At 53.5% G+C, this 22,236-nt stretch carries 13 protein-coding genes and 1 tRNA gene; 5 read left to right on the forward strand and 9 right to left on the reverse strand.

Annotation, left to right across the window (positions count from 1 at the left end; translation table 11 throughout):
- Positions 1–113 precede the first annotated feature (113 nt).
- The 4 genes from PORUE0001_RS06965 (at position 114) to cls (ending at position 4,372) form a co-directional block, all read left to right on the forward strand.
- Positions 114–1,001, forward strand: a complete 888-nt coding sequence (locus tag PORUE0001_RS06965) for a glycosyltransferase family 2 protein (RefSeq protein ID WP_007365739.1) — start codon at positions 114–116, stop codon at positions 999–1,001.
- A 130-nt stretch (positions 1,002–1,131) separates the two neighbouring features.
- Positions 1,132–2,472 carry a U32 family peptidase gene (locus tag PORUE0001_RS06970; protein WP_007365723.1) on the forward strand — a complete coding sequence of 447 codons (1,341 nt, stop codon included), beginning with the start codon at positions 1,132–1,134 and terminating at the stop codon, positions 2,470–2,472.
- Between the two features lie 44 nt (positions 2,473–2,516).
- Positions 2,517–2,966, forward strand: coding sequence for an acyl-CoA thioesterase (locus PORUE0001_RS06975; RefSeq protein WP_007365812.1), 450 nt, complete (start codon positions 2,517–2,519; stop codon positions 2,964–2,966).
- Positions 2,966–4,372: a cardiolipin synthase gene (cls, locus tag PORUE0001_RS06980; protein WP_007365835.1), complete on the forward strand. Its 1,407-nt coding sequence runs from the start codon at positions 2,966–2,968 to the stop codon at positions 4,370–4,372. Before PORUE0001_RS06975 ends, cls begins: the two co-directional genes overlap by 1 nt.
- A 19-nt stretch (positions 4,373–4,391) precedes the next feature.
- Here the strand turns inward: cls and PORUE0001_RS06985 are convergent, their stop codons facing one another.
- From PORUE0001_RS06985 to PORUE0001_RS06995, 3 genes are all read right to left on the reverse strand, one after another.
- Positions 4,392–5,438, reverse strand: coding sequence for a hypothetical protein (locus PORUE0001_RS06985; RefSeq protein WP_007365809.1), 1,047 nt, complete (start codon positions 5,436–5,438; stop codon positions 4,392–4,394).
- 196 nt (positions 5,439–5,634) lie between these two features.
- Positions 5,635–7,491 carry a transcription termination factor Rho gene (rho, locus tag PORUE0001_RS06990; RefSeq protein ID WP_007365775.1) on the reverse strand — a complete coding sequence of 619 codons (1,857 nt, stop codon included), beginning with the start codon at positions 7,489–7,491 and terminating at the stop codon, positions 5,635–5,637.
- An 812-nt stretch (positions 7,492–8,303) separates the two neighbouring features.
- Entirely contained in the window at positions 8,304–10,934 is a 2,631-nt protein-coding gene (locus tag PORUE0001_RS06995) for a leucine-rich repeat domain-containing protein (RefSeq protein ID WP_007365759.1), read from the reverse strand.
- Between the two features lie 438 nt (positions 10,935–11,372).
- Here PORUE0001_RS06995 and PORUE0001_RS07000 point away from each other — a divergent pair.
- Positions 11,373–11,446, forward strand: a tRNA-Arg gene (locus PORUE0001_RS07000).
- Between the two features lie 58 nt (positions 11,447–11,504).
- Here PORUE0001_RS07000 and PORUE0001_RS07005 read toward each other — a convergent pair.
- The 6 genes from PORUE0001_RS07005 to PORUE0001_RS07030 form a co-directional block, all read right to left on the reverse strand.
- Entirely contained in the window at positions 11,505–12,563 is a 1,059-nt protein-coding gene (locus tag PORUE0001_RS07005) for a S41 family peptidase (protein ID WP_007365850.1), read from the reverse strand.
- Positions 12,560–13,447, reverse strand: coding sequence for a DUF3316 domain-containing protein (locus tag PORUE0001_RS07010; RefSeq protein ID WP_007365801.1), 888 nt, complete (start codon positions 13,445–13,447; stop codon positions 12,560–12,562). Before PORUE0001_RS07010 ends, PORUE0001_RS07005 begins: the two co-directional genes overlap by 4 nt.
- A gap of 17 nt (positions 13,448–13,464) precedes the next feature.
- Positions 13,465–16,083, reverse strand: a complete 2,619-nt coding sequence (locus PORUE0001_RS07015; RefSeq protein ID WP_007365724.1) for a DNA gyrase/topoisomerase IV subunit A — start codon at positions 16,081–16,083, stop codon at positions 13,465–13,467.
- Positions 16,084–16,332: 249 nt separating this feature from the next.
- A complete protein-coding gene (locus PORUE0001_RS07020) occupies positions 16,333–17,487 on the reverse strand; it encodes a hypothetical protein (protein ID WP_157750199.1) in 1,155 nt (384 codons plus the stop codon).
- Positions 17,488–17,682: 195 nt separating this feature from the next.
- Complete coding sequence (locus PORUE0001_RS07025; protein WP_007365743.1) at positions 17,683–19,197, reverse strand: Do family serine endopeptidase; 1,515 nt, start codon at positions 19,195–19,197, stop codon at positions 17,683–17,685.
- 792 nt (positions 19,198–19,989) lie between these two features.
- Positions 19,990–22,146, reverse strand: coding sequence for a peptidylprolyl isomerase (locus PORUE0001_RS07030; RefSeq protein ID WP_007365761.1), 2,157 nt, complete (start codon positions 22,144–22,146; stop codon positions 19,990–19,992).
- Positions 22,147–22,236: the final 90 nt, after the last annotated feature.

A 22,236-nucleotide genomic window follows, 5' to 3' on the forward strand; every position in this document is an offset into this window, starting at 1 on the left:
CAGTGAGCTTGGTGGTGCCTTCGCTTTTGTTGTGTCTATGCTCCCCGAAATGAGTACTTTTGTGGAGCACTCTTTCGCTCACTCAGCGAAAGGGTCGCCTAGTCCACATTCTCATGCCAGCAAAGCCAATCTCCATACTGATTCCCACGCGCAACTACGACTGCCGCCCACTCGTAGAGACCCTGCGTCGTCAGCTCCTACAGGCGCACGTAGAGGGTGAGATCATCCTCGGAGATGACTCCTCCGATCCTCGCTATGCTCAGCTCTACGACTCACTCCAGCAGGAGGGGCTCATACGGCTCGTCCGCCCCATGACACATCTTGGGGCGGGGTGCATGCGCAACTACCTAGCGCAGCAAGCCGAGGGCGACCAACTTCTCATCATTGACTCCGACACGATGCCCGCCTCCGACAGCTTCGTCGTGGACTACCTGCAGGCAGCGCATCCCGATAGGGTAGTAGTAGGGGGCTTTCGCTATCCCACCGAGCGCCCGACCAGCGACAGGCTACTGCGCTATAAGTATGGGCACAAAGTCGAGACCCGTAGCCTCGCCGAGCGACAGCAAGCGCCCGCAGATGCTTTCGTCAGTATGAGCTTCCTGATACCTCGTCACATCTTTCTAGAGGAAGGCTTCCCCGCAGAGATGGGCATGGGCTACGAAGACGCCTACTTCGGCTATCGCCTAGCCGAGCGAGGTGTCGTCATCACGCACATCGACAACCCTGTCATCCATGCGCTCAAGGAGACCAGCGACCAATTCCTCGACACCACCGAGCGCTACGTGGAGAACCTCTACCGACACCGTGCCCTGCTCGCGCCCTATCCGATACGTCTCCTCCAGCTCTACCTACGACTGGAGCGCGCCAGGCTCGTCCCGTTGCTCGGCAGCCTCGCTCCGCTCCTCAAGCACCTGCTACGACGGCAGCTCACCTCGGGCCACCCCTCGCTCCGCTTCTTCGCTCTCTACAAGCTCCTCCACCTCTGTTCCCTCCGATCGTAACCTCCGTCGGTCATGTAGCGAGTGCTTTCCTTGGGAGTAACTGAGACAAGTTCGTTTTTATCACGAGTCAGTCGCTAGGTGAAATGTGCGAAAGTGGGGCGCTTGAGGGTAAGTTTGTATCTTTGTACCTATGAATGAACGTGCAGAGAGAATAGAGTCGGTTGACTCGATCATACAGCGTGAGCTGGTGGTGCTCCCTGAGGAGCTACGTGATCCTAGTCGCTACGAGGTGATGGCGCCTGTGGGGTCGTATGAGAGCCTGAGCGCTGCGATACGTGCTGGAGCGAATAGTATATACTTTGGCATTGAGGCGCTGAATATGCGGGCGAAGTCGGCCTACAACTTTACGACTGACGACCTTTATCGTATCGTGGAGACTTGTCGGAGGAGTGGCGTGAAGAGCTACTTGACGGTCAATACGATCATCTACGACGAGGACTTGACACTGCTCCGTGAGATCCTTTACCATGCGCATCAGGCGCAGGTTACAGCAGTGATCGCTGCCGATGTAGCAACGCTGATGGAGGCGCATCGCCTAGGGCTGGAGGTGCATCTATCTACGCAGCTCAACATTAGCAACTGGGAGGCTCTGCGCTTCTACGCACAGTTTGCCGATGTGGTGGTTTTGGCTCGTGAGCTTAATCTAGATCAGGTGGCGGAGATCAGACGCAAGATAGCTGAGGAGCGGATCGTCGGTCCGTCGGGTAGGTTGGTGGAGATCGAGATGTTTGCCCATGGGGCGCTCTGCATGGCGGTCTCGGGCAAGTGCTATCTGAGTCTGCACCACCAAGCTACGAGTGCCAATCGGGGCAGCTGTGCACAGATCTGTCGCCGTGGCTATCGCGTCTACGATGATCGCCAGGGGGTGGAGCTGGAGGTGACGCACCCAAACATTATGTCGCCGAAGGATTTGAAGACGATTCACTTCATCAATAAGATGATGCTGGCGGGTGTCTCGGTCTTTAAGATAGAGGGTCGCGCTCGTGGCCCAGAGTATGTCTCGACGGTGGTGCAGTGCTACCGCGAGGCTATCGACGCCGTCTGTGCGGGCACTTACGACGAAGCTCGGATAGCGCAGTGGAATGAACGACTACGAGAGGTCTTCAACAGAGGCTTTTGGGATGGTTACTATCTTGGTCAGCGCTTGGGCGAGTGGACACCTTTTGCAGGCTCCAGTGCTGTGCGGGAGAAGGAGTACGTGGCGCACATTGTCAAGTACTTTAGCAAGATTGGGGTTGCCGAGGTGGAGGTCGAGAGTGGCGAGCTGGCGCTGGGAGATCGCATTCTGATCATCGGACCGACGACGGGCGTAGTGGATATGACGCTCTCGGAGATGCGCTACGAGCTGGAGCCAGTCTCTCATGCGACCAAAGGGCAACGCATCTCTATCCCTGTACCACGCAAGGTGCGGGCGAATGACAAGCTTTACCTCTTTAGGGAGCGAACGGAGGTGCATCATTTCAAGGGCTAGCCGAGTTTGACTAAAAGCATTTTACCAAGATACTTATATATCATATGAAACAACCAATCAAATATCAGTATGGTCTCACGCTCAAGGTGCGAGACTACGAGTGCGACCTCCAGGGGGTGGTCAATAATAGCAACTATCAGTGCTACATGGAGCACACGCGTCATGAGTTTTGGCTGGCGCTGGGCGATAGCTTTGCGGAGATGCACGATTTGGGTCTTGACCTCTTCGTTTACAAGGTCTCGATCACCTATCATCGCTCGCTACGTAGCGGGGATACCTTTCACACGGCACTGCGTGCGAGACGTGAGGGGGTTAAGCTTATCTTCGATCAAATCATCGTGCGCAGTGACGGCGTGAAGTGTGCCTCGGGTGTAGTTGAGGCGGTCGCTGTGCAAAATGGACGGACCACTCGTGGAGAGTGCTTCGACGGTATCATGGCTCGTGCGGAGGCTTACAGTGAGAGCCATCCGTATGACTTAACAATCCTCGCCTAATGCCTCTGCTCCTCTTCGTCCTCTACTTGCTCTCGGTCATCGGGGGCATAGTGATCGTGCTCGGAGAGGAGCGTAGTGCGGTCTCTTCGATCCCGTGGATCCTGGTGGTCATCTTTCTCCCAGTCGTAGGGCTCTTACTATATATCATCTTTGGCTATTCGCTGAGACGTAAGCAGCTGATCGATGTGGAGGTGCGGAAGGCTCTCTCGGACGCGGCTACAGAGACGCAGTCCCTCCCTAGCACAGATGTGGCGGAGGATGCAGATCATACGCTGCAGTCGCTCTCCTCGCTGATAGAGAGTGTGAGCGATACGCCCCTGACGACAGCTTATGAGCTGACGCACTATGACGATAGTCGGGCGTGGCTCTTAGCTTGTCGTGAAGCGATCTCACGAGCAGAGCGCTATATCTACATTGAGCTGTACCGTATTGAGGATGGCCCGTGGCTAGATGTCTTACTAGATCTACTCGCAGAGCGCATTCAAGAGGGGGTGTCGCTCTACTGGCTCTACGATGACGTAGGGTCACGCAACCTGAGCCGTCGCTACCGTAAGCGTATGGCGCAGTTGGGCGGACAGGTGGCTGCCTTTCTCCCCGTACGCTTTAGGTTGCTGACGAGCCGTGTGAACTATCGCAACCATCGTAACCTCGTGGTGGTGGACGGTGCTGTGGGCTTTACAGGCGGAAACATTCTTCTCTCGGAGCTTTCGCATCTACGTGAGGGACTCTTTCCTCTAGCGACGACTCATCTGCGCATAAGCGGGCCTGCGGTACGACAGCTGGAGTACAGCTTTGCGCTGGACTGGTACGTGGTGACACAGCAACTGCTCTCGCTACGACAGTTCCCCGCTATGCGGACAACGTCTACACCTGTCCAGCTACAGATCTTCCCGACGCACCCTACGGACGACTTCCCTTCGCTAGAGATGATCTTCACGCATGCCTTCCTACAGGCACGTCGGTCGCTCTACATCGAGACTCCTGTCTTGATTCCCACCTCTAGCATACAGCGAGCGCTCATCTCCACGGCGCTCTCAGGAGTACAGGTGCGGGTAATCCTGCCTCGTCGTGGTCGTAGTCGACTGGCGCCTAAGGCTTCGCATGCATTCTTTACCGACTTGCTACGGGCTGGCGTGGAGATATACTATTACGATGGTTTGCGTGAGGCAACCTATGCGGTGGTCGATGGGGAAAGCGTGCTGACGGGTACGCCGTATCTGGACTTTAGAAGCTTTGAGTACAACTTTGATCTGACCACCATCGTCTACTCTTCGGAAGTCGCACGGCAGTTTGTCGATAGCTTTGAGGAGGCTCGCTCGCTATGTCACAGAGTCTCCTGGCGACGCAACAGACTTTGGCGACGTATCGTCTATGGCGTGATGCGTCTACTTACACCGTTGCTATAAAAGAGCGCTGATTGCGCTACTAAAGGGCGTAGATCCAGGCTCCTGCGAAGCTATCGGATAGCGCAGAGACCGTGCGACGCAGCTCGCCTGCACGCTCCTCGGAGGAACGAATGCCAGCGATGACGAGACAGCGAGAGGACTCCTCTACAATCTGCAGAGAGATGCCCTCAGTCTGAGCTGGGTCGGCGCTAACCTCTTGGATAAATCGCTCTGCACGCTTAGGTCCTTTGAAGACACCTACGACGACTGCGTGGCTACCTTGCTGTAGCGCCTCGGCATGTGTAATCAGTAGGGCGTGAGAGGTGGGGGCTTCCGAAGCTTGTTCTGGTGTAGCAGAGACGATCTCTGCTTGTTCTGTAGCCTTGTTGGATTGCGTGGCTGTTGTCTCGCTACCCGACAAGGCTTGCTTTTGCTCTGTCGTCACCACGCTCGCCTCATCGAGCCAACCGTAAGGTACGAAGCCTGCACTGTAGCGGTCAGGGTGACTGTCCGAGCTAATGGGGAGTAGGCACAGAAGGCATATAGCACCTGCTACCACCCAATTGGTAGCGGTCCGATTGATACGTATCGTCCAGTACTTCCGGTCACCCTTCGCCTCGCTGGCTGGCTCGGCAGTGGCATGCGCGGAGGACGCAACGGCAGAAAGCAAGCAGCTCTGCGGATAGAGCCCGTAAGAGTGTATTGACCTGAGCCCTTGGCGCTCCTGTACTGGAGTAAAGAGTAGCTCGCCACTCTCTTGTAGCGTGATGGTGCCGAGGTTGGAGCCGATAGTCAGAGAGCCCGACTGGTATAGCTGGTGTCTGATGACGGTCACGTCGGAGTCTACCACGAGACGCGCTCTACGCACGGAGAGCCCTAGGGTACGAGCGTAGCAACTGTCCAGGATGCCGTCACGCTCGACGAGAGAGGCGTTGAAGGAGATGCGCTGCCCTGCTGGCGTGATGATATTGAGATCCAGGTCATAGAGTGGAGGCGTTTGCTCCACGATGAAGGCTCCTATCGTGGGGAGTACGACGCAGTCGTGCAGTAGTAGAGCTTGCTCTAAGATATCTCCGATGCGATACATTGAGATGTACAGGCTAAGAGTGGATGATTACGAGTCTAGAGAGGCTACCTAGCGTAGCACCCTCGGGGAAAGGGGGCAGAAGACTTCCGCTCCTCACCACAAAGTTAAGCAATCTCCACGAACTGAAGCGTGTGGTGCGGAGCGGAAGTATCAGTTGTTTCCGTTAAGTGCTTGAAAGCTAGTGATTCGTCGAGACCTAGTCGTTCATCGAGGCGAGGAACTCAAGGTTTGTCTCCGTCAGCTCGATGCGCTGCTTGAGGAACTCCATCGCCTCCACCGTATTCATGTCAGAGAGGTGGTTGCGTAGAATCCACATGCGCTGTAGCGTCGTCGAGTCTAGTAGGAGATCGTCACGACGGGTGCTACTAGCGAGGATATCGATAGCGGGGAAGATGCGCTTATTGGACAAGCGACGGTCAAGCTGTAGCTCCATATTGCCCGCACCCTTGAACTCCTCAAAGATGACGTCATCCATCTTGGATCCCGTCTCGGTCAGAGCCGTTGCTAAGATGGTGAGACTACCACCGTGCTCGATGTTGCGCGCAGCACCGAAGAAGCGCTTTGGCTTTTGCAGTGCATTCGCCTCGATACCTCCCGAGAGGATCTTGCCCGAGGTGGGCTGTACCGTATTGTAGGCACGAGCGAGACGGGTGATCGAGTCAAGCATGATGAGCACATCGTGACCGCTCTCGACCATGCTCTTCGCCTTAGCGAGCACCAGCTCAGCGAGCTTCACATGGTGGTCAGCAGGCTCGTCAAAGGTCGAGGCGACAACCTCCGCATTGACATTGCGAGCCATATCTGTCACCTCCTCAGGACGCTCATCGATCAGGAGAATGATCATGTAGACCTCAGGATGATTGGCGGAAATAGCGTTGGCAATGTCCTTGAGCAGCATTGTCTTACCCGTCTTAGGTTGCGCCACGATGAGGCCGCGCTGTCCCTTGCCGATGGGGGTGACTAGATCCACGATGCGCATAGCGGTCTTGTCGTAGACAGCCGCGATGCCCTGAGACTCTAGCTTGAACTTCTCCTCTGGGAAGAGGGGAGTCAGCATGTCAAAAGAGACACGATCCAGATTGTCCTTAGGATGGCGACCATTGACGAGCAGGATGTTCTGGAGTAGGAAGTACTTCTCGCTCCCCTTGGGCGGGCGGATGCTACCCTCGATGACGTCACCCGTCTTAAGGTGCCACTTCTTGATCATGTCCCCTGGGACGTAGATGTCGTCTGGCGAGGGGAAGTAGTTGTAGTCCGAGCTGCGGAGGAAGCCGTATCCATCTTGAGCGACCTCTAGTAGTCCGCTAGCGGTCAGTATGTTGGAGAAGTCGTATGAGGGCTCCTCCTCTTCCTCTTTGCTCTTGTTGTTTTGCTGCTTAGCCTTGTGAGATGGATCGTCAGAGTCGACCTCCTTCTCTCGCGGCTCCTTGTGCGACTCGCCTAGCACCTCGCCTAGCAGTGAGTCTGCGTCGGGATGGGTGAAGACCATGGGCGTCTCCTCCGCATGCTCCTGCTTGTCCTCCTCATTGTCAGACTGATCAGCAGGCTCTGGGCGCTTGTTGTTTCGGTTGTTGCGCTCTTTGTTCTCCTTGTTATTGTTGCGCTCCTTATTATTGTTGCGCTTCGAGCGATTGGACTCTTGAGGCTTGGAGTCGCCTTCCTCGGACTGAGCTGCCGCAGCCTCCTCAACGATAGCGATAGCCTCCTGACGGTCTATCTCTGTCGGCTGGTCAGTTGTGTCACCCTTGGCGGAGCGCTTGTTCTGTCGTGAGTTGGAGCGACTCTTACGCTCGGGGCGCTCCTTCTCATCTTTAGACTCTTTCGTCTCCTCCTTGTTGGTGCGGTTACTGCGTGAGTCGCTCTGCTTGCGCTTCTTGCTCTGCTGTTGCTGCTCGACCGTTTGCGTAGCGACAGCTTCGGCCTGTGCGTCTAGGATCTGGTAGATGATCTCCTTCTTTTCGGAGGCCATCTTGGTAATCTCAAGCTGGGAGGCAATCTCTTTGAGTTGCTCTTCCGTCATTCCGTTGAGATCTACAATGGTATACTTCTGCATGGTGTGTAATATGTTTGCTGGATAAATGCACCTTACCACTTACTGCAAAAGGCTATCACATTATAGCGCAGAGTCACTGTGTGAAGCTATAAGCGAGATGATAGAGGCAAGGGAACCAACTCACTAGCAGGAGCTGTGGCGAGACAGACTAGCTAGGATGAGGGGCTTACCTAAGTAAGGTGTGTCATATGAATAGGGGTAAGTGATGGGTCAGTCCTGTGTGATGTCGGACGCTCTGCTCGGTCGTTGTCATCTAGGTCGATACAGAGCCACAACTACCTCCGTGGCAGATCGTAAGCCTCTCCATATGAGCTGTATGGTACTGTGAGACTAATTGTCGCCGTACAGCTGGTGAGCGCATTGATCTAGTGACTCATCCACTTCTACCAGCAAAGGTACGAAAAAGCGCGCAGATAGAGCATCCCCCGCCTCTGTCTTCTAATCTCTAACTTCTAACCTCTCTAATCCTTCCTTCCATAAAAAACATTGCTGTCTGGTAAGAGTCTCTTGGAGGCTCGAGTAGGTCGTCCTACAGAAATGAGCTAACTATCCGTACCACTTGGGTGAAACAAAAGTTTCATGCCTCGTGGCACAAAAGTTTCATACGGGAGAAACTCTAGTTTCATGGCTAAGAAACTAGAGTTTCATCGGAGGAAACTGGAGACTGGTCGAAGTCAAGTATTCGAACAGCAATAATGAAAAAGGACGCACGGATCGCGCCTATCCCATGAGCGGGTGACACGTCCGTGCGTCCTGACGGGTTGCCTCCTATATAGTAAGGTTAGGAAGCTTTGATGAGAGTGCTACATACCTTACTTGACACAGACCTTTGCTGTGGTCGTGCCGATAGAGAGCAGATATACGCCAGCTTGTGGTGCGGTGAGCGTGCAGAGCTTGTCGGCTACGGTGCGCTGCTCGATGAGACGACCTGCGTAGTCGTAGAGAGCGACGGTACCGAGCGCCTTGTCTGTGTTGTTGGTTAGGGTAATACTCTGACCCTCTAGGGCAATAGTTACGTTGGCATTGGCTGCTGTAGGAGCATCGATGGCGTTGCCTTCTTCCACCTTGGCGTAGTAGGCTACGATGCGTAGATTCTTCGTAGCCTTGGTTGTGTACTCTAGTGAGCCATCGACAGGGTTGATGCGCTCCCTATTGACCATCCAGTAGTCTAGACGGTAGCCCTTGTCGGGCTCGACATAGACACGTATATCCATATTCTCAGGAGCTTTGCTCTTGAGAGCACTACGTACACCGCCTATCTCTAGGTAGATAGGACCGCCGTTGCCCTCCTGTGACACATCGATCGTGTAGTAGACCTTGTCACGCTCGAAGAGAACCTCGACGACATAGTCCTTGCCCGAGATGACCTGCCACTGATTGTTTTCAGCAGGCTTGGGCCCCTCCTGACCATTGACGAACCACTTCTTGACGTGGTAGTGCTCCGCAGGGTGTGCGGTGAAGATGATTGTCTCAGACTCTCCAACAGCTGTCGTAGCTCCTGAGTCAAGAGGCTTCCCCTTGTAGGTAGCTGTAATCGTGCCTCCCACGTTGTCTCGTACAGAGTAGGTGACGATATAGGGACGATGGACGAACTCGACCGTAACCTCTGTTGGCTTTTCGATGTTGAACGTATACGTCTGGACGTTTTGCTCGCCAGCGGTCATAGGGGTCTCTGTACCATTGAACTTAAAGCTTTTGACGATGTAGTCACGCTCTGGATCTGCGGTAAGGGTGATAGCCGTATGCTCCTCAACCTCTGTCTGCGAAGGTATTGCTACGCCTGTAGCCGTTGTTGCCTTGAGGGTGCCATGCTCTCCGATGACACGATAGGTGAGGAGGTACTTCTTGACCTGTGGCTCTGTGCCTGGGATGGGGACGATGTGGAAGTCCTTCCACACATTAGCCGCCTTGTAAGCCTCTTGCGCATCACCAGGTACGAAGAGATTGATGGTACTGATGTTCGCAGGCTTGAGCCCATTGAAGGCTTTGTTGATAGCCTTAGGAGGCTGCACCGCCTCGATAGTAATATCTGTCAGCGCTGTACAGTGAGCAAATGCGCCAAAAACAACCTCTGTGGTCTTGGCTCCGAGATACACTTTCGCAAGAGCCTTACAGCTGGCGAAGCAAGTGTGAGGTACGACAGCAACATTGGGTAGACGCACCTCGGTGAGTCCAGAGCCAGAGAAGCTCTCTGTGTCTAGCGTCGTCAGTGTCTCAGGCCAGGGGAATGTGGTGAGTGCGGTACACTCCTTAAAGGCATATTTGCCAATAGAGGTGAGTGCAGGCATCGGGCTGATCTTACTTAGGCTGCGATTCTGTGCAAAGGCGCTATCGCATATCTTAGTCACTTGAGTGCCGAGGACGACTTCCTCCAGCTTATACATCTGAGCAAGAGCTCTCTCACCAACCACCTTGAGGGTGTGAGGGAGTGTCACCTTGCGAACGAGGGGCATATTATAAAAAGCAGCCTCGGGGAGCTGCTCCTCGGCAAAGGTCGCATCTGCGATGTTGATCTCTGTCAGATTGCCCATGTTGTCTCGTATTGTCTTGCAGTCCTCAGCATTCATCGGACCAGATACCGTGATGGACTGGCACTTGAGGAGATCCATCCCCTGCATCAGCTTAGCTAGAGAACCAGCCTCGGTGAGCTGTACGACAGGGTGTATCGGGTCGTAGCTAGGCTGAGGCGTGCTGGCGTCACGGAAGGTGATGCGCATCACGGCACGATCCTTCTGTCCACGATCAGCGGTCTCACCGAGTACACCGACGAAGCCCTCCTTGATAGCCTTATCTGTCGCTTTATTGATCGTGCGGACGGGCATCTCTTTGACATTCTTAGGATAGCTGCAGAACTCAATCATGGATCTGCCTGGACCATCGACAGCGGACTTACTAGCCTTAGAGCGTACGGAGAGGAGGATAGACTGCCCTGTGTAGACAAAAGGCTTGTCGAGCTCTAGCTCTAGCGTGTGATAGGCTACACCAGCCTTTGAGGTCTCGTTATTACCACTGATGGTCATGTCCATCAGATCGAGCGTGATCGTCTTCTTCATATAGAGATCCTGCGCTGGATTGATAGGTAGCCAGTGGTACTTGCCCGATACTGGCACAAAGTGGTCATCGGGGACGTTGGTGAGGTAGATCTGTAGGTCGTTGGTGTACTCCGTATTGTAGGACTCACCATCAGATAGGTAGATCTGGAAGGCGAGCTTGGTGATCTCCTTGCCCTCTAGTCCTTGTAGCTCCGCAGCGGTGTAGATCTGCTGGGTGACGCTACTGAGGTAATCAAAGTCAAAGGGCGCCGTCTGCCCGACACTCTGATTGAAGTGTGACGAGGGATTGGCAAAGTCCCCCAGGTCTATGGTCTGCGCCTGTAGCTGCCCGATGAGCGGGAGCAGGAGGCACAAGAGCAATGTACTAAAACGTAGTCGTTTCTGTTGCATAGATAGATGTTTATTTGAATAGTAGTGACTGGGGAGCTGTGCAACTCTGTGAGCCCCCCTTTATCTATGCAAAGTTACGGGCTATTATCTCTGCCGAAAATACCTAACAGTGCTGATTTGCTTCGTATTGAATACCTAGGTATAACTAACTAGGCTCGGCAAAAGTCGTAGGGGCGGGGAGCGCTTAAGCGGAAAGGGGGGCGGATAAATTGATTGAGATGGTCGATTTTATAGTCTATTTGGTTGAATATCTTGATGTTGTATGGCTATTTGTGGTGGTGTCTCTCCATTATCTCCAAAGAAAGTTGCGGAAAGGGCTTGCAGGTTCCGAAAAATGTTGTACCTTTGCATCTGCAAACGGGGAGGAACGCCTCACTCTTGTGAGCTTCCGATTGTTTCAACCCCCTTGTTTGTCGTTTTAAGGGTTTAGTTTTCATCGGCCGCGTAGCTCAACTGAATAGAGCTTTTGACTACGGATCAAAGGGTTGCAGGTTTGAATCCTGCCGCGGTCACAAAGAGAGCCTCCTGTGATGGGAGGCTCTCTTTGCGTCTATAGGTATGATGAGTTAGTTACTTATTGCCTTTGAGGAGTAGGGCGATGGCACGCTCTATGAGTGCATCTTGCTGCTTAGCCGTCGCCTCCTCGGTTTGCTCCTGAATGATGTGTGGCTCGATGCCTCCCTCGATGCTCTGTCGCTGAGCATCGTACATACGCGAGGAGGAGTAGCGTAGCCACCAGCCGTTGGGCAGTTCGCTACTACGAGGCAGACCACCGCCGCCACCCGTACGGTCTCCCATGAAGAGGACGTGACGGGTCGTCCCCTTGACATAAGCTACCAGCGAATTGGCCGCACTGTAAGTGCCTCGATCCACGAGGATCACGGTGGGGCGCTGCCAGCTGATAGGGGCACGGGCGAGCTGGATCTCCTTGAGCGGCCCGAAGTCTTGGTGGCCAGGCCCAGTCTTCGTACTCATATATCCGACGACCGTGTCGGAGGGGATCAAGACACTAGCTAGACGATCGGCATTGGAGAGCAGTCCACCGCCATTGCTACGCATATCAATGATCAAGCCACGGCAGTGCGCCAGCCGTGTGAAGACCGCATGCAGATGAACCAAGGAGATACTGGAAGAGAAGGAGGGGATGACCATATAGCCGATTGAGTCGGAGGCGTGGCCATTGTAGGTGATAGGCGCATAGTAGATAGAACCTGCACGACGCATGTGAGGCTGCAGGTAAAGGTTGCGTATGCGACTATCTAGACAGTGTCTAGCCCCTTTGCGAATGTTCCAGCCTCCTACGTCAAAGGGCGCAAAGAGGTTTACATGCCCATCCTTGAGGTGACACATCAGCTCTACCATCAGGTCGAAGAACTCATCCTCCGACTGGCACTGCGCAACCCGTGGCGTGTAGATCGCCTTGAGGTCGCTCCAGGTGGTATCGCCCGAGGATGGTAGCTTATCGTCAAAGAAGCAGTAGCCCTCGTCTAGTATGGTCCAAAGCGCTAAGAAGTTGGTCTGATAGTCCTTAGTGTATCGCTGCTCCTTAGGCTCCTGTGTGCAGGCTATTAGCAGTAGTGGCAGGAGGAGCAGGCCGACAAGCCCGCTTTGTAGTCTCGATAGATTCATAAGCTGATGGCAGTCGTGTGGTTGGTACTTTGGACCTCTTGATAACCTCTAAATGGACGGAAGTAAGTGGCCAAGCCTACACCGAGATAGTGCCCCGAGAAGCCTCGGTAGATGGAGTGGATCCGTCTTGCCGAGTCGGTATAGTCGTAGCTCATGCGTAGCGTCATGATGCGCCATATGGGGATGTCCAAAGACAGTCCTATCTGGTAGTAGTGGCGCCGCCCGAAGGTGTGTGGCGCAATGTGGTTGATGATCTTGTCGTAGTAGTAGGCCTGCAGGTAAGACTCATTGTAATAAGGGGCGAAGCCTAGCCCCGCCAGTGCCGAGGTCATCTGCAGGCGCAGGTCAGCGACAAACCATCCGATGTGCAGTCGGTAGGCTGCCAAGGCTTGTGCCGTCAGGTCGCCATTGAGTTGCTGATCGACTGGGTTGTTTTGGTTGCGCCCGTTATAGGAGGTTGCGGCTTCGACTAGGACGCCAGGCCCTACACCGAGGACTAGCCCAAAGGGCAGGCGCCACTGATGTACGAAGCTCCACTTTGTGTCAAAAGCAATATGCCTGGTGGCACTGTTGCGTGCAGGATTGAGGAGCTGAGCATAGGAGACCTGCGTGCTCTGCATGACGAGCCACTCGGGGTGCGACTGCGTGAGTGGCGCCTCCGAGGAGAGTCGGTAGCCCAGAGATTGACCACGATAGGAGAGCGGTGAGAGATACTCGTTGTATAGCTTATTCCATCCGAAGCGAAAGTCGTGCGCTAGGTAGAGTAGTCGGTGCGGCGCAGTGACCGTCGTGTCCGCCTCTTGTGCAGAGAGCGAGGCGCTGGTGCCTAGCAGTGATAGCCCCACGCAAAGTGCTAGCAGGATCTGTCGTAATCTCTGTGTCATAGCTCGTGATGCTTAGTTTATTCGTCGGTTAGCTCCTCTTCCTCGTCCTCTGTCTCGTCTGTTACGGACGCAACTTGCTCAAAGCTCTCGATAGGTAGCGCCGTGATCCGCTTGCCTCGTGCGGAGATCTTCTTGAGTGGCTCGTACTCAGTTACGGAGATCTCGATCGTTGTCTCCTTCTTGCGTCCTTGTGGCTTCGTGATCAGCGTAAACTGCGCCTCGGGTTCATCCGTAAGAGCTAGGAGCTGCTCCTCAGGATCTATGATCGGTTGTGGCTTCTTCCTGTCGGGTAGGTAGACTCGCTTGATGTAGGTGACCCCTTCGGGCGTAGTGTAGATGACGCTCCAGACCTTGTCGGGGTCATACTTCTCGATAACCTTAGGTGACTCGGCAAAGTGGTTGCTCTCGCCAAAGTCAGTCGTATAGGTCTGCTCCGAGGGTAGGATGACGAGGATGCGGTCGCTCGACTCAAACTCGCCTAGGTAGTTCCCCTGATCATTGTAGTTGATGCGGTTGACATCTGGATCAAACCACACCTTACGTCCTCCGAGCGTTGACCCGCCCTGCTCCTTCAGTGAGATACGCTCAATCGGAGCGCGGGTCACGATGTTACCCTTGGCTGTGCGACCCTTGATGGCAATGTCGGCAAAGTCTTTGTTGAAGAAGAGGATGCGTCGTGAGGTGCCTCCACGGAGCAGTTTGATCGTCACGCTCTCCGCCTCGCCGTTTGGGTTGGCCGAGAAGTAGAGTACTTTGCTCCCTGGTGTCCCCATCGTCAAGTCGTACTCACGATCACGAACGCTGGCCGACACGTGAAAGCGCTTGATAAACGAAGTCTTCGTCTTGCCATCCAGATAGATCGCATTGTAGATCGTGCGCTTGTCGCCTCGCACATACTTATTGATGTGTAGGACACGCTCCTTGCCGAGGAACTTCTTCTCCTCGATCTTCGTAATTAGGTAGGTGCCATCACGGAAGAAGACGATCATGTCATCGATCTCGCTACAGTCGCACACATACTCTCCGCCCTTGATGCCCGTCCCAGCGAAGCCCATCTTGCGATCTATGTAGAGCTTGAGATTCTCCTCGACCACCTTCGTCGCCTCGATCGAGCCAAAGTGTCCGATCTGAGTGCGTCGCTCCCAACCTGCGCCATACTCCTCTAGGAGCGAGCTGTAGTAGTGTATGGCATAGTCGGTGATATGGTCTAGGTGGTGCTGTATCTGCGCCATCTCCTCGGTGAGGCGTAGGATGAGCTGCTCGTTTTTCTCTAGGTTAAACTTCAAGATCCGCGCCATCTTGATCTCGAGGAGACGTGCTAAGTCATCGTCCGTGATGGGCCTTAGCAAAGAGTCCCCCACGATAGGCTCCAGAGCCTTGCGGATCACATCTAGAGCGGTCTGCTGGTCAGGTGCATCCTCAAAGGCTGGCAACTTGTAGATGCGATGCTCGATGAAGAGTCGCTCCAGCGAAGCACCCATATACTCCTCCTGACGGTCGTGTAGCTGTAAGCGCAGATCCTCCTCCAGTAGTCCACGTGTATGCTCCACCGAGTGGCGTAGCAGGTCGCTCACGCCGAGGAAGCGTGGCTTGTCGTCCTCGATGACACACGCATTCGGCGAGATAGAAACTTCGCAATCGGTGAAGGCGTAGAGCCCGTCGATCGTCTTATCGGCCGAGACACCTACGGGCAGGTAGATGCGTATGTCGGCCGTCTCAGCGGTCATATCGTCTATGCGCTTGATCTTGATTAGTCCTTTGTCATTTGCCTTTAGGATCGAGTCAATGAGCGTTGAGGTGGTTTTGCCAAAGGGTAGGTCACGGACACTCAGCACACGATCCTCAATGCGCTCGATGCGTGCTCGGCTCTTGACCTGTCCACCACGCTTACCGTCGTTGTAGCGATCCACATCAATGATGCCACCCGTGGGGAAGTCAGGGTAGAGCGTAAAGGGCTCCCCACGAAGGTGAGCGCAGGCAGCCTCGATCAGCTCTTTGGGATTGTGCGGAAGGATCTTGCAGGAGAGTCCCACGGCGATACCCTCGGCACCTTGCGCCAGGAGTAGGGGAAAGCGGGCGGGAAGGTAAACAGGCTCGCGAGACTTGCCGTCGTAGCTCTTCATCCAGGGCGTGATCTTGTCGCCGAAGAGTATCTCGAGGGCAAAGTTGGAGAGCTTAGCCTCGATGTATCGCCCCGCTGCCGCCTCGTCGCCCGTGAGTATGTTACCCCAGTTACCCTGCGTGTCGATGAGATAGCCCTTCTGTCCGAGCTGTACCAAGGCATCATTGATCGAGGCGTCGCCGTGTGGGTGGTATGCCATCGTAGCGCCCACGATCTTGGCAACCTTGTGGAGGGTGCCGTTTTCCATCAAGTGCATCGTGTAGAGCACCCGTCGCTGCACCGGCTTGAGCCCGTCCTCAATGTGAGGCACTGCACGCTCTAGGATTACGTACGAAGCGTAGTCGAGGAACCAGTGACGGTACATGCCACCGAGGGTGTGCAGTCGTCCCTCGACCTCCTCCTCTTTGGGAGCCACGTAGCTCTCGTCCACCGCCTCAGTGGCGGAGGTTGTCTCAGCGGATGTGGTGCCTATCTCTTGTTCTTGCTCTATATCGTCGCGATTGTCTAGATCCATATGATGCTAATTAGCCTTGGTGCTGTCACGAAGGTACAACTTTTCTGTCAAAAGTCGCTCAGAAGAGCCTAGCTCTAACTAATCAAAAGAGAGGAGCACCACACAGTCTAGATACTGTGAGGTGCTCCTCTATTATTGTGGGGATCTCCTAAGTCAGCTACTAGCCGATGAGGACGTAGTGCTGGTAACTATGGAAGTCCCAGTCGCGATCGAGCGACAAGTAAGTGGGCTGACGAGCAGCCGAGTTTCTTACTGGAGCTGCTTCTTAGCTGAGAAGTCAGAGGCACTCAAGGGTAGCTCCTTACGATCGTTTAGAAGACGTAGTTGGCTGGCTACACTATTTTTCTCTGGAGCTGCGCCAATTTCGAGGAAGACAGTTCCATTTTCCTTATCAATATAGAGGAAAGCGATGGTTTTGCCAGTCTTATCAAAACCTGCAGCGTAGCCATTGAGTGTGCTTACTTCAAACTTCTCTCCATAGCCGTTGGCCGTAAACCACTCCTTCACCTTAGGATCTGCTAACTCCTTCTCATTTTTGATAGAGCATAAGATAGTTTTGATAAAGGGTTTCCCTTTGGTAGGAGTAGATATGTAGACCACTGCTAAAAAGTTGGTGTTCGGAAGTTGGGCTTCTTTGGTTATGTACCACAGCTCCTTCCTCTGTTCACGAGCAGCGTCCTTAGCAGCATCACCGCTCTTATAAGGCTCGCGGAAGCCGAGCTTCTCCTCAAATGCCTTAATCTTGTCGACATCTTTCGTCATAAATGTCTCATAGTCGGGGAAGTCCTTAGCGGTGGAAACAAAGGGATGTTTTACCTCTAGGTCAGGCTTGTACTCAAATCGAATAGAGATTGATGTACCTAGCTCCTCGTTAGTCTCCTCCATGATGAGGACGCTAATCTTGTCATCTTTGCTGCTTACACCATACTTGTACGGAGTTTTGTCTTCGAACTGCTTGTCTTCAATCTTATCGAAGCCAACCTCCTTAAGCATAGCTATTGTCTTAGGGCAGCTTCCCAGCTTCTCGTTGGCGAATGCGTAGATGTTTACCGATCTTTGCTCTTTAAGCTTCGGCATGTAGACAACACCAGCGATGGTTAGGTCAGTATTGACGAAAGCTGGAGCCTCAACAGGGTTGCCCTTATCATCTGTTCCAACGGTGAGCTTAGTGGCTTCACGACCGATCTTTGCCTCGTGATCGATGATGTCTTTGCTTATGACCTCTCCAGAACTTTTGGTCTTGAAGTCAAATTTGAGCAAGGGGAGCTCGTTTTGCTCGGTAGTGGCGGTGCCGTTGCCGTTATTACCGTTGTTGTTCGGTCCCTTGACGCCGTTATCCTTCTTGCAGGATCCCAGTCCTACGACAAGTAGGAGGGACATTAGGATGACTGTGAGTTTTCTCATAGAAACTATTTGGTTTTAGTTGGTTAGTAATACGCGTGTGTAAGTGTGTGCTTGCTTCGCTAGAGATGCCAAGCCCTGTGGACACGTCCTGTGGTTAGGCTTGTCATCAGTCTAGCGACTTCTTCTGTTGGCAAAGATAGGGAAAAAATAATACAGGAGCAATAGCAGGTTGCCCTAACGCTACAAATGAATCTGCTAGCTCAGGTCGATGGCGTAGTACTTCATGGAGTCGCCTGGATAGAATCCCTTGACTAGTATCGCTTTGTCTCCGAGGCGCGTCTTCTGAGCTGCCTCGACTAGCTTACGTGCAGCAGAGACGGTGCGTACAGGCTTGTTATTGATCGAGAGGATGATGAAGCCCTTCTTGATGCCTGCGGACTGGAACTTGCCATTGCCCACCTTGGTGACCTCAAGGCCATAGCTGACGCCTTGCTTGCGTAGCTGGTCGCCCGAGATCTCGCGCAGGGTGGCTCCGAGGAGGCTACTGCTATCTTTCTTGACGATGTCGGTGCTACCCTCGTCGTTTTTGAGCTTTACCTTGAAGTCTCGCTTCGTGCCCTTGCGGTCTACGGTGACAACGATCGTGTCGCCTGGACGGCAACGACCGATGCGCTCCTGTAGCTCACCCATCTCGGTGATCTTGTTGCCATCGATGGCTACGATGACGTCGCCCTCCTCGATACCAGCTGCATAGGCTGCGCTGACCTCGGAGAACTCATTGACGTATACGCCCTGAGAGACCTTGAGACCTTTCTCCTTCTTGACTTCCTCATTGACCGTTCCGCCGATGATGCCTAGGACAGCGCGCTGTACGGAGCCATACTTCTTGAGGTCGCTGACGATCTTGGCTGCGGTATTGATGGGCACTGCAAAGGAGTAGCCTGAGTAGTTGCCCGTCTCGGAGAAGATCATGGTGTTGATACCGATGAGTCGTCCCTGAGCATCAACGAGAGCGCCTCCACTATTGCCTCGGTTGACGGCAGCGTCGGTCTGTATGAAGCGTCCTATCTGAGCATTGCCTTGTGGTCCCTCGACAGCGGTACTACGAGCCTTGGCACTGATGATGCCCGCCGTGACGGTGCCTGTCAGGTTGAAGGGGTTGCCCACGGCAAGTACCCACTCACCGAGCTTAATCTTGTCACTATCGCCAAAGGGGATGGTGGGTAGATCCTTAGCATCGACCTTGAGTAGCGCAATGTCTACGGAAGGGTCGGAGCCAATGAGCTTAGCATCAAAGGAGCGACCATCGTTGAGCGAGACGGAGATGCTCTTGGCACCCTCGATGACGTGGTTATTGGTGATAATGTATCCGTCGGTACTGATGATGACGCCAGAGCCGAAGCTGGTGACGGTACGTGACTGCGGACGGTCGAAGCCTCGACCACCACCGAAGAAGAACTCAAATGGGTCTACGTAGTCGATGGTCTGCTCTCCCTCGACCTTGATGTGTACGACAGCCTGCACGGCGAGCTCAGCTGCTGGGGTGAGGTCTGGCGCATTGCCTACGGTACGACTGGAGGTGAGCTCATAGTCGGACTGTAGGAAGCCGTAGTCGTTTTCGGAGCTTGGGTAGTTCTGTAGCATAGCAGCATAGGGAGAGTCACTTGAGGCTGCTCTCCTGAGGGTGGTGCGTACGACCGCCCACGATACAAATCCACTGACGAGGGCTATGCCCAGTGTCAGGAGTGTGTACTTGAGGTATTTGTTCATAGTATTGAAGGTATATCTGTTTGCTAATTAGATTGACAAGGTGAATAGTCCTAAAGGAACTCTGCTTATAGTCGTCAGCTCCTAAGAGGTGCTATACCCAATAGACGATTAAAGTGGCAAAATGTTGCATTGTCGGGTCTAGCTAGACGCATATGTCCATGGTATAGGACGACTCCATACACGGGAGTATCAAGGAAATCAAAGGATTCCTCGGTGGAGATTTCCGAATCTCCAGTGAGGAACGAAAAAATTCTTCGGAACTTCGAAATCTTTCTTCCGAAGTTTCATTTCATTCTTCCGAACTTTTATTTCCCGGTTCCGTGGAGAATTTTTGTTTGCTCCCTGAAGATCCCCAAATTCCTCGGTAGAAACTAAAATCAGCGGAGATGTAGGAGTAGCTATCGAGGGCGCTTATAGCGCTACGTAGCGAGGCTCTAGCCATATATACCCTAGAAGTCATCCTATGTTGTGGATCCTAAAAGAGACTGTTGCATAAAGGCGAATCGCTGTGTCGCTTTCGGGATTCGGCTTCGGTCACATACGGAGGTATGCTCCCTTCAGACCTCACCCTCAGCGCCTTGCGCTTCATCCTTTCTGCAAGGTCAGGACAATTTAGCATGCAAGATTGTGAGACTGTTGACTTTTGCAACAGTCGCTATACCCTGCATCGGGCTTGTATGCGTTGCGGGTCTTAGGATCGTCGCATCTGATATGAGAAGACGCACACCCGCTCGTCTGCAGGTGTGCGTCTACTATGAAGCTATAGGAGCGTCCTAAAGCGACGCTTGTCTCCTACCAGAAGCGATAGCGTGTATCCTCAATAGGCGTCCGTATGATAAGCTCCTGCATAGCTCTGTATGCCATCTGCTGCCCATAGGAGCGACGTCTCTGAGCCGTAGCTGCGGGTGAGGGCTTCGTGACAGAAGCGTCTACATTCTCCGATATAGGCTGGAGGACAACGACCTCGGTGCCTGCACGGAATGGTGTCGAGAGCTGACCGATGCCAGTTGTCATGGCATTACCTACGAGTGCTGCAGGTGTATTGGGCGAGGATACGTAGCTGATGTTGTAGAGGGTATCTACGCTCGACTGCATCTCTGTGGCATAGCTGTCGAGGCTCTTGAGCTTCTTGCTTGCTAGGTTGGCTGCAAGCTGGTCACCACGCTGCTCCATCAGGACGTAGTCTCGTATCTGATCAGCAACCTGCTCGAAGGGCTGGAAGCCTGCAGGATACTTTGTCTCGACCTCTGCTACGACTAGATAGTCGTTGTTGCCACAGCGGAAGATCTTGTCTGATACTGCACCCGCCTTAGAGCGTAGTGCCCAGCTGACGATCTCACGAGAGTTAGGAATCGATGCGAGAGAAGCTGAGGAGCTGTTGACATACTCACCACGGACGACGGATAGACCAGCTTTCTGCGCTGCATCCATCATTTGGGCAAACTTCTTGTCACCACTAAAGATCTCGTTGATCTTAGCTTGCTCCTTACGGTAGGTCTCCTCGGAGAAGTTGATGGGTACTGTGAGCTGTGCGATCTTGTAGAGATTGACAGATGCCGAGGGGGCTGTCTTACGAATGAGAAGGGTAGCTCCAGGACGCTCTATCTTGACAAACTGATTGATCGGAGTCTTGTTCAGTGTGTCTAGCTGCATACCAAAGAGCTCGGACTCGGTGAAGGTGCTGTCGGGCATGCCAGTGTATTGATCCGAATTGATGAGGTATCCACCATTTGCCTTAATCTGATCATCCATAGAGTAGGTCGCTACGACCTGAGCTAGTGTCGTGGCACCGCTCTGGATAGCAGCTATTAGGCTGTCAGCCTTCGGAGCGTTGGTTGAGTCCAGTGGAATTATGTTCACCTTGACCTCTTCGGGAGCCTGCTTACGGTCGATGAGCTTGATGAGAGTGTAGCTGTCATTGACAATAACTGGCTCATTGACACTACCTATAGCACCCTCGCGAAGCATAGTCATAGCGTTGGGCTGGGTAGAGAGGAACTGCTCTAGCTCCTTGTCAGTGAAGTAGGTCTCGTAAGCGTGACCATTCTCATAGTTGCGTACCACCTTGTCAGGAGTCGTCGTAGCTAGGAGCTGCATGCGTGCAGAGTCTACATTGGCCTTTGCGGCAGCGTAGTCAGCTTCGCTAGGACGTACGAGCGTGCTGTAGTAGTTGACCTTAGCCTGCTCAAATGGGAATGCGTACAACTGCTTGTGGCTATCATAGTAAGCTCGTACCTGCTGGTCTGTGACTTTGACCTGATCATTGGGCAGGATGGTGCTAGGTGTGCGTACGACAGCGACCGTGCGTGAGCCTAGTCCTGTGGTGTACTTCTCGTCTAGTGAGTTGATGGCATAGCTACGTGTGAGCAGTGCATTGAGCTTCTCAGAGAGTCTCTGGCTACGGATCTGCTTCTCAGTCTCTAGCCACTGGTTGCGTACAGAGATCATCATGCTCTGCTGCTCTGCGGGGAGAGCCTTGATCTTGTTTAGGTCTAGCTCGCTCATGACGCTGCGAATCTGCTCGGGATCGCCCATATTCACGCCAAACTGAGAGAAGAACTGAGCCGCCATCTGTGAGGTAGGTAGCCCCTCTCCAAAGATAAGTGCTGAAACCTCTGCGGGGGTGACACGTAGTCCGACCGCCTTGGCCTCTTGCTCTAGGACGTAGTCTGAGATGAGCTCCTGTGTGAGCTGATTGCTGATCTGCATACGATCCTGATCCGTTAGCTTGCCTTGGCGCTCGTATGGCTCGGTGCGCTCGGTCAGAAGTTGCTGAAACTCATCGTACTTGACCTTTTTGCCGTCAATTTTGAGCGCAACCATCTTGTTGTCCTGAAGTAGCGATGAGCCTGATCGTAGACCATCACCGATGATAAATGCTAGGAGTGCGACACCTACTACGATGATGAGCAGGCCGGCACGATTTCTAATTTTCTGTAGCGTAGCCATTATATAGTACTATCTGTTTTTTCTTTCTCAGGTCTGGTAGCTTGTCTGTGACTATTCCCTCTAGGGGGAGAACAGGAGATGAAAGCTATC

Origin of the sequence: Porphyromonas uenonis 60-3, from assembly GCF_000174775.1 — a bacterium.
Taxonomy (GTDB): Bacteria; Bacteroidota; Bacteroidia; order Bacteroidales; family Porphyromonadaceae; genus Porphyromonas; species Porphyromonas uenonis_A.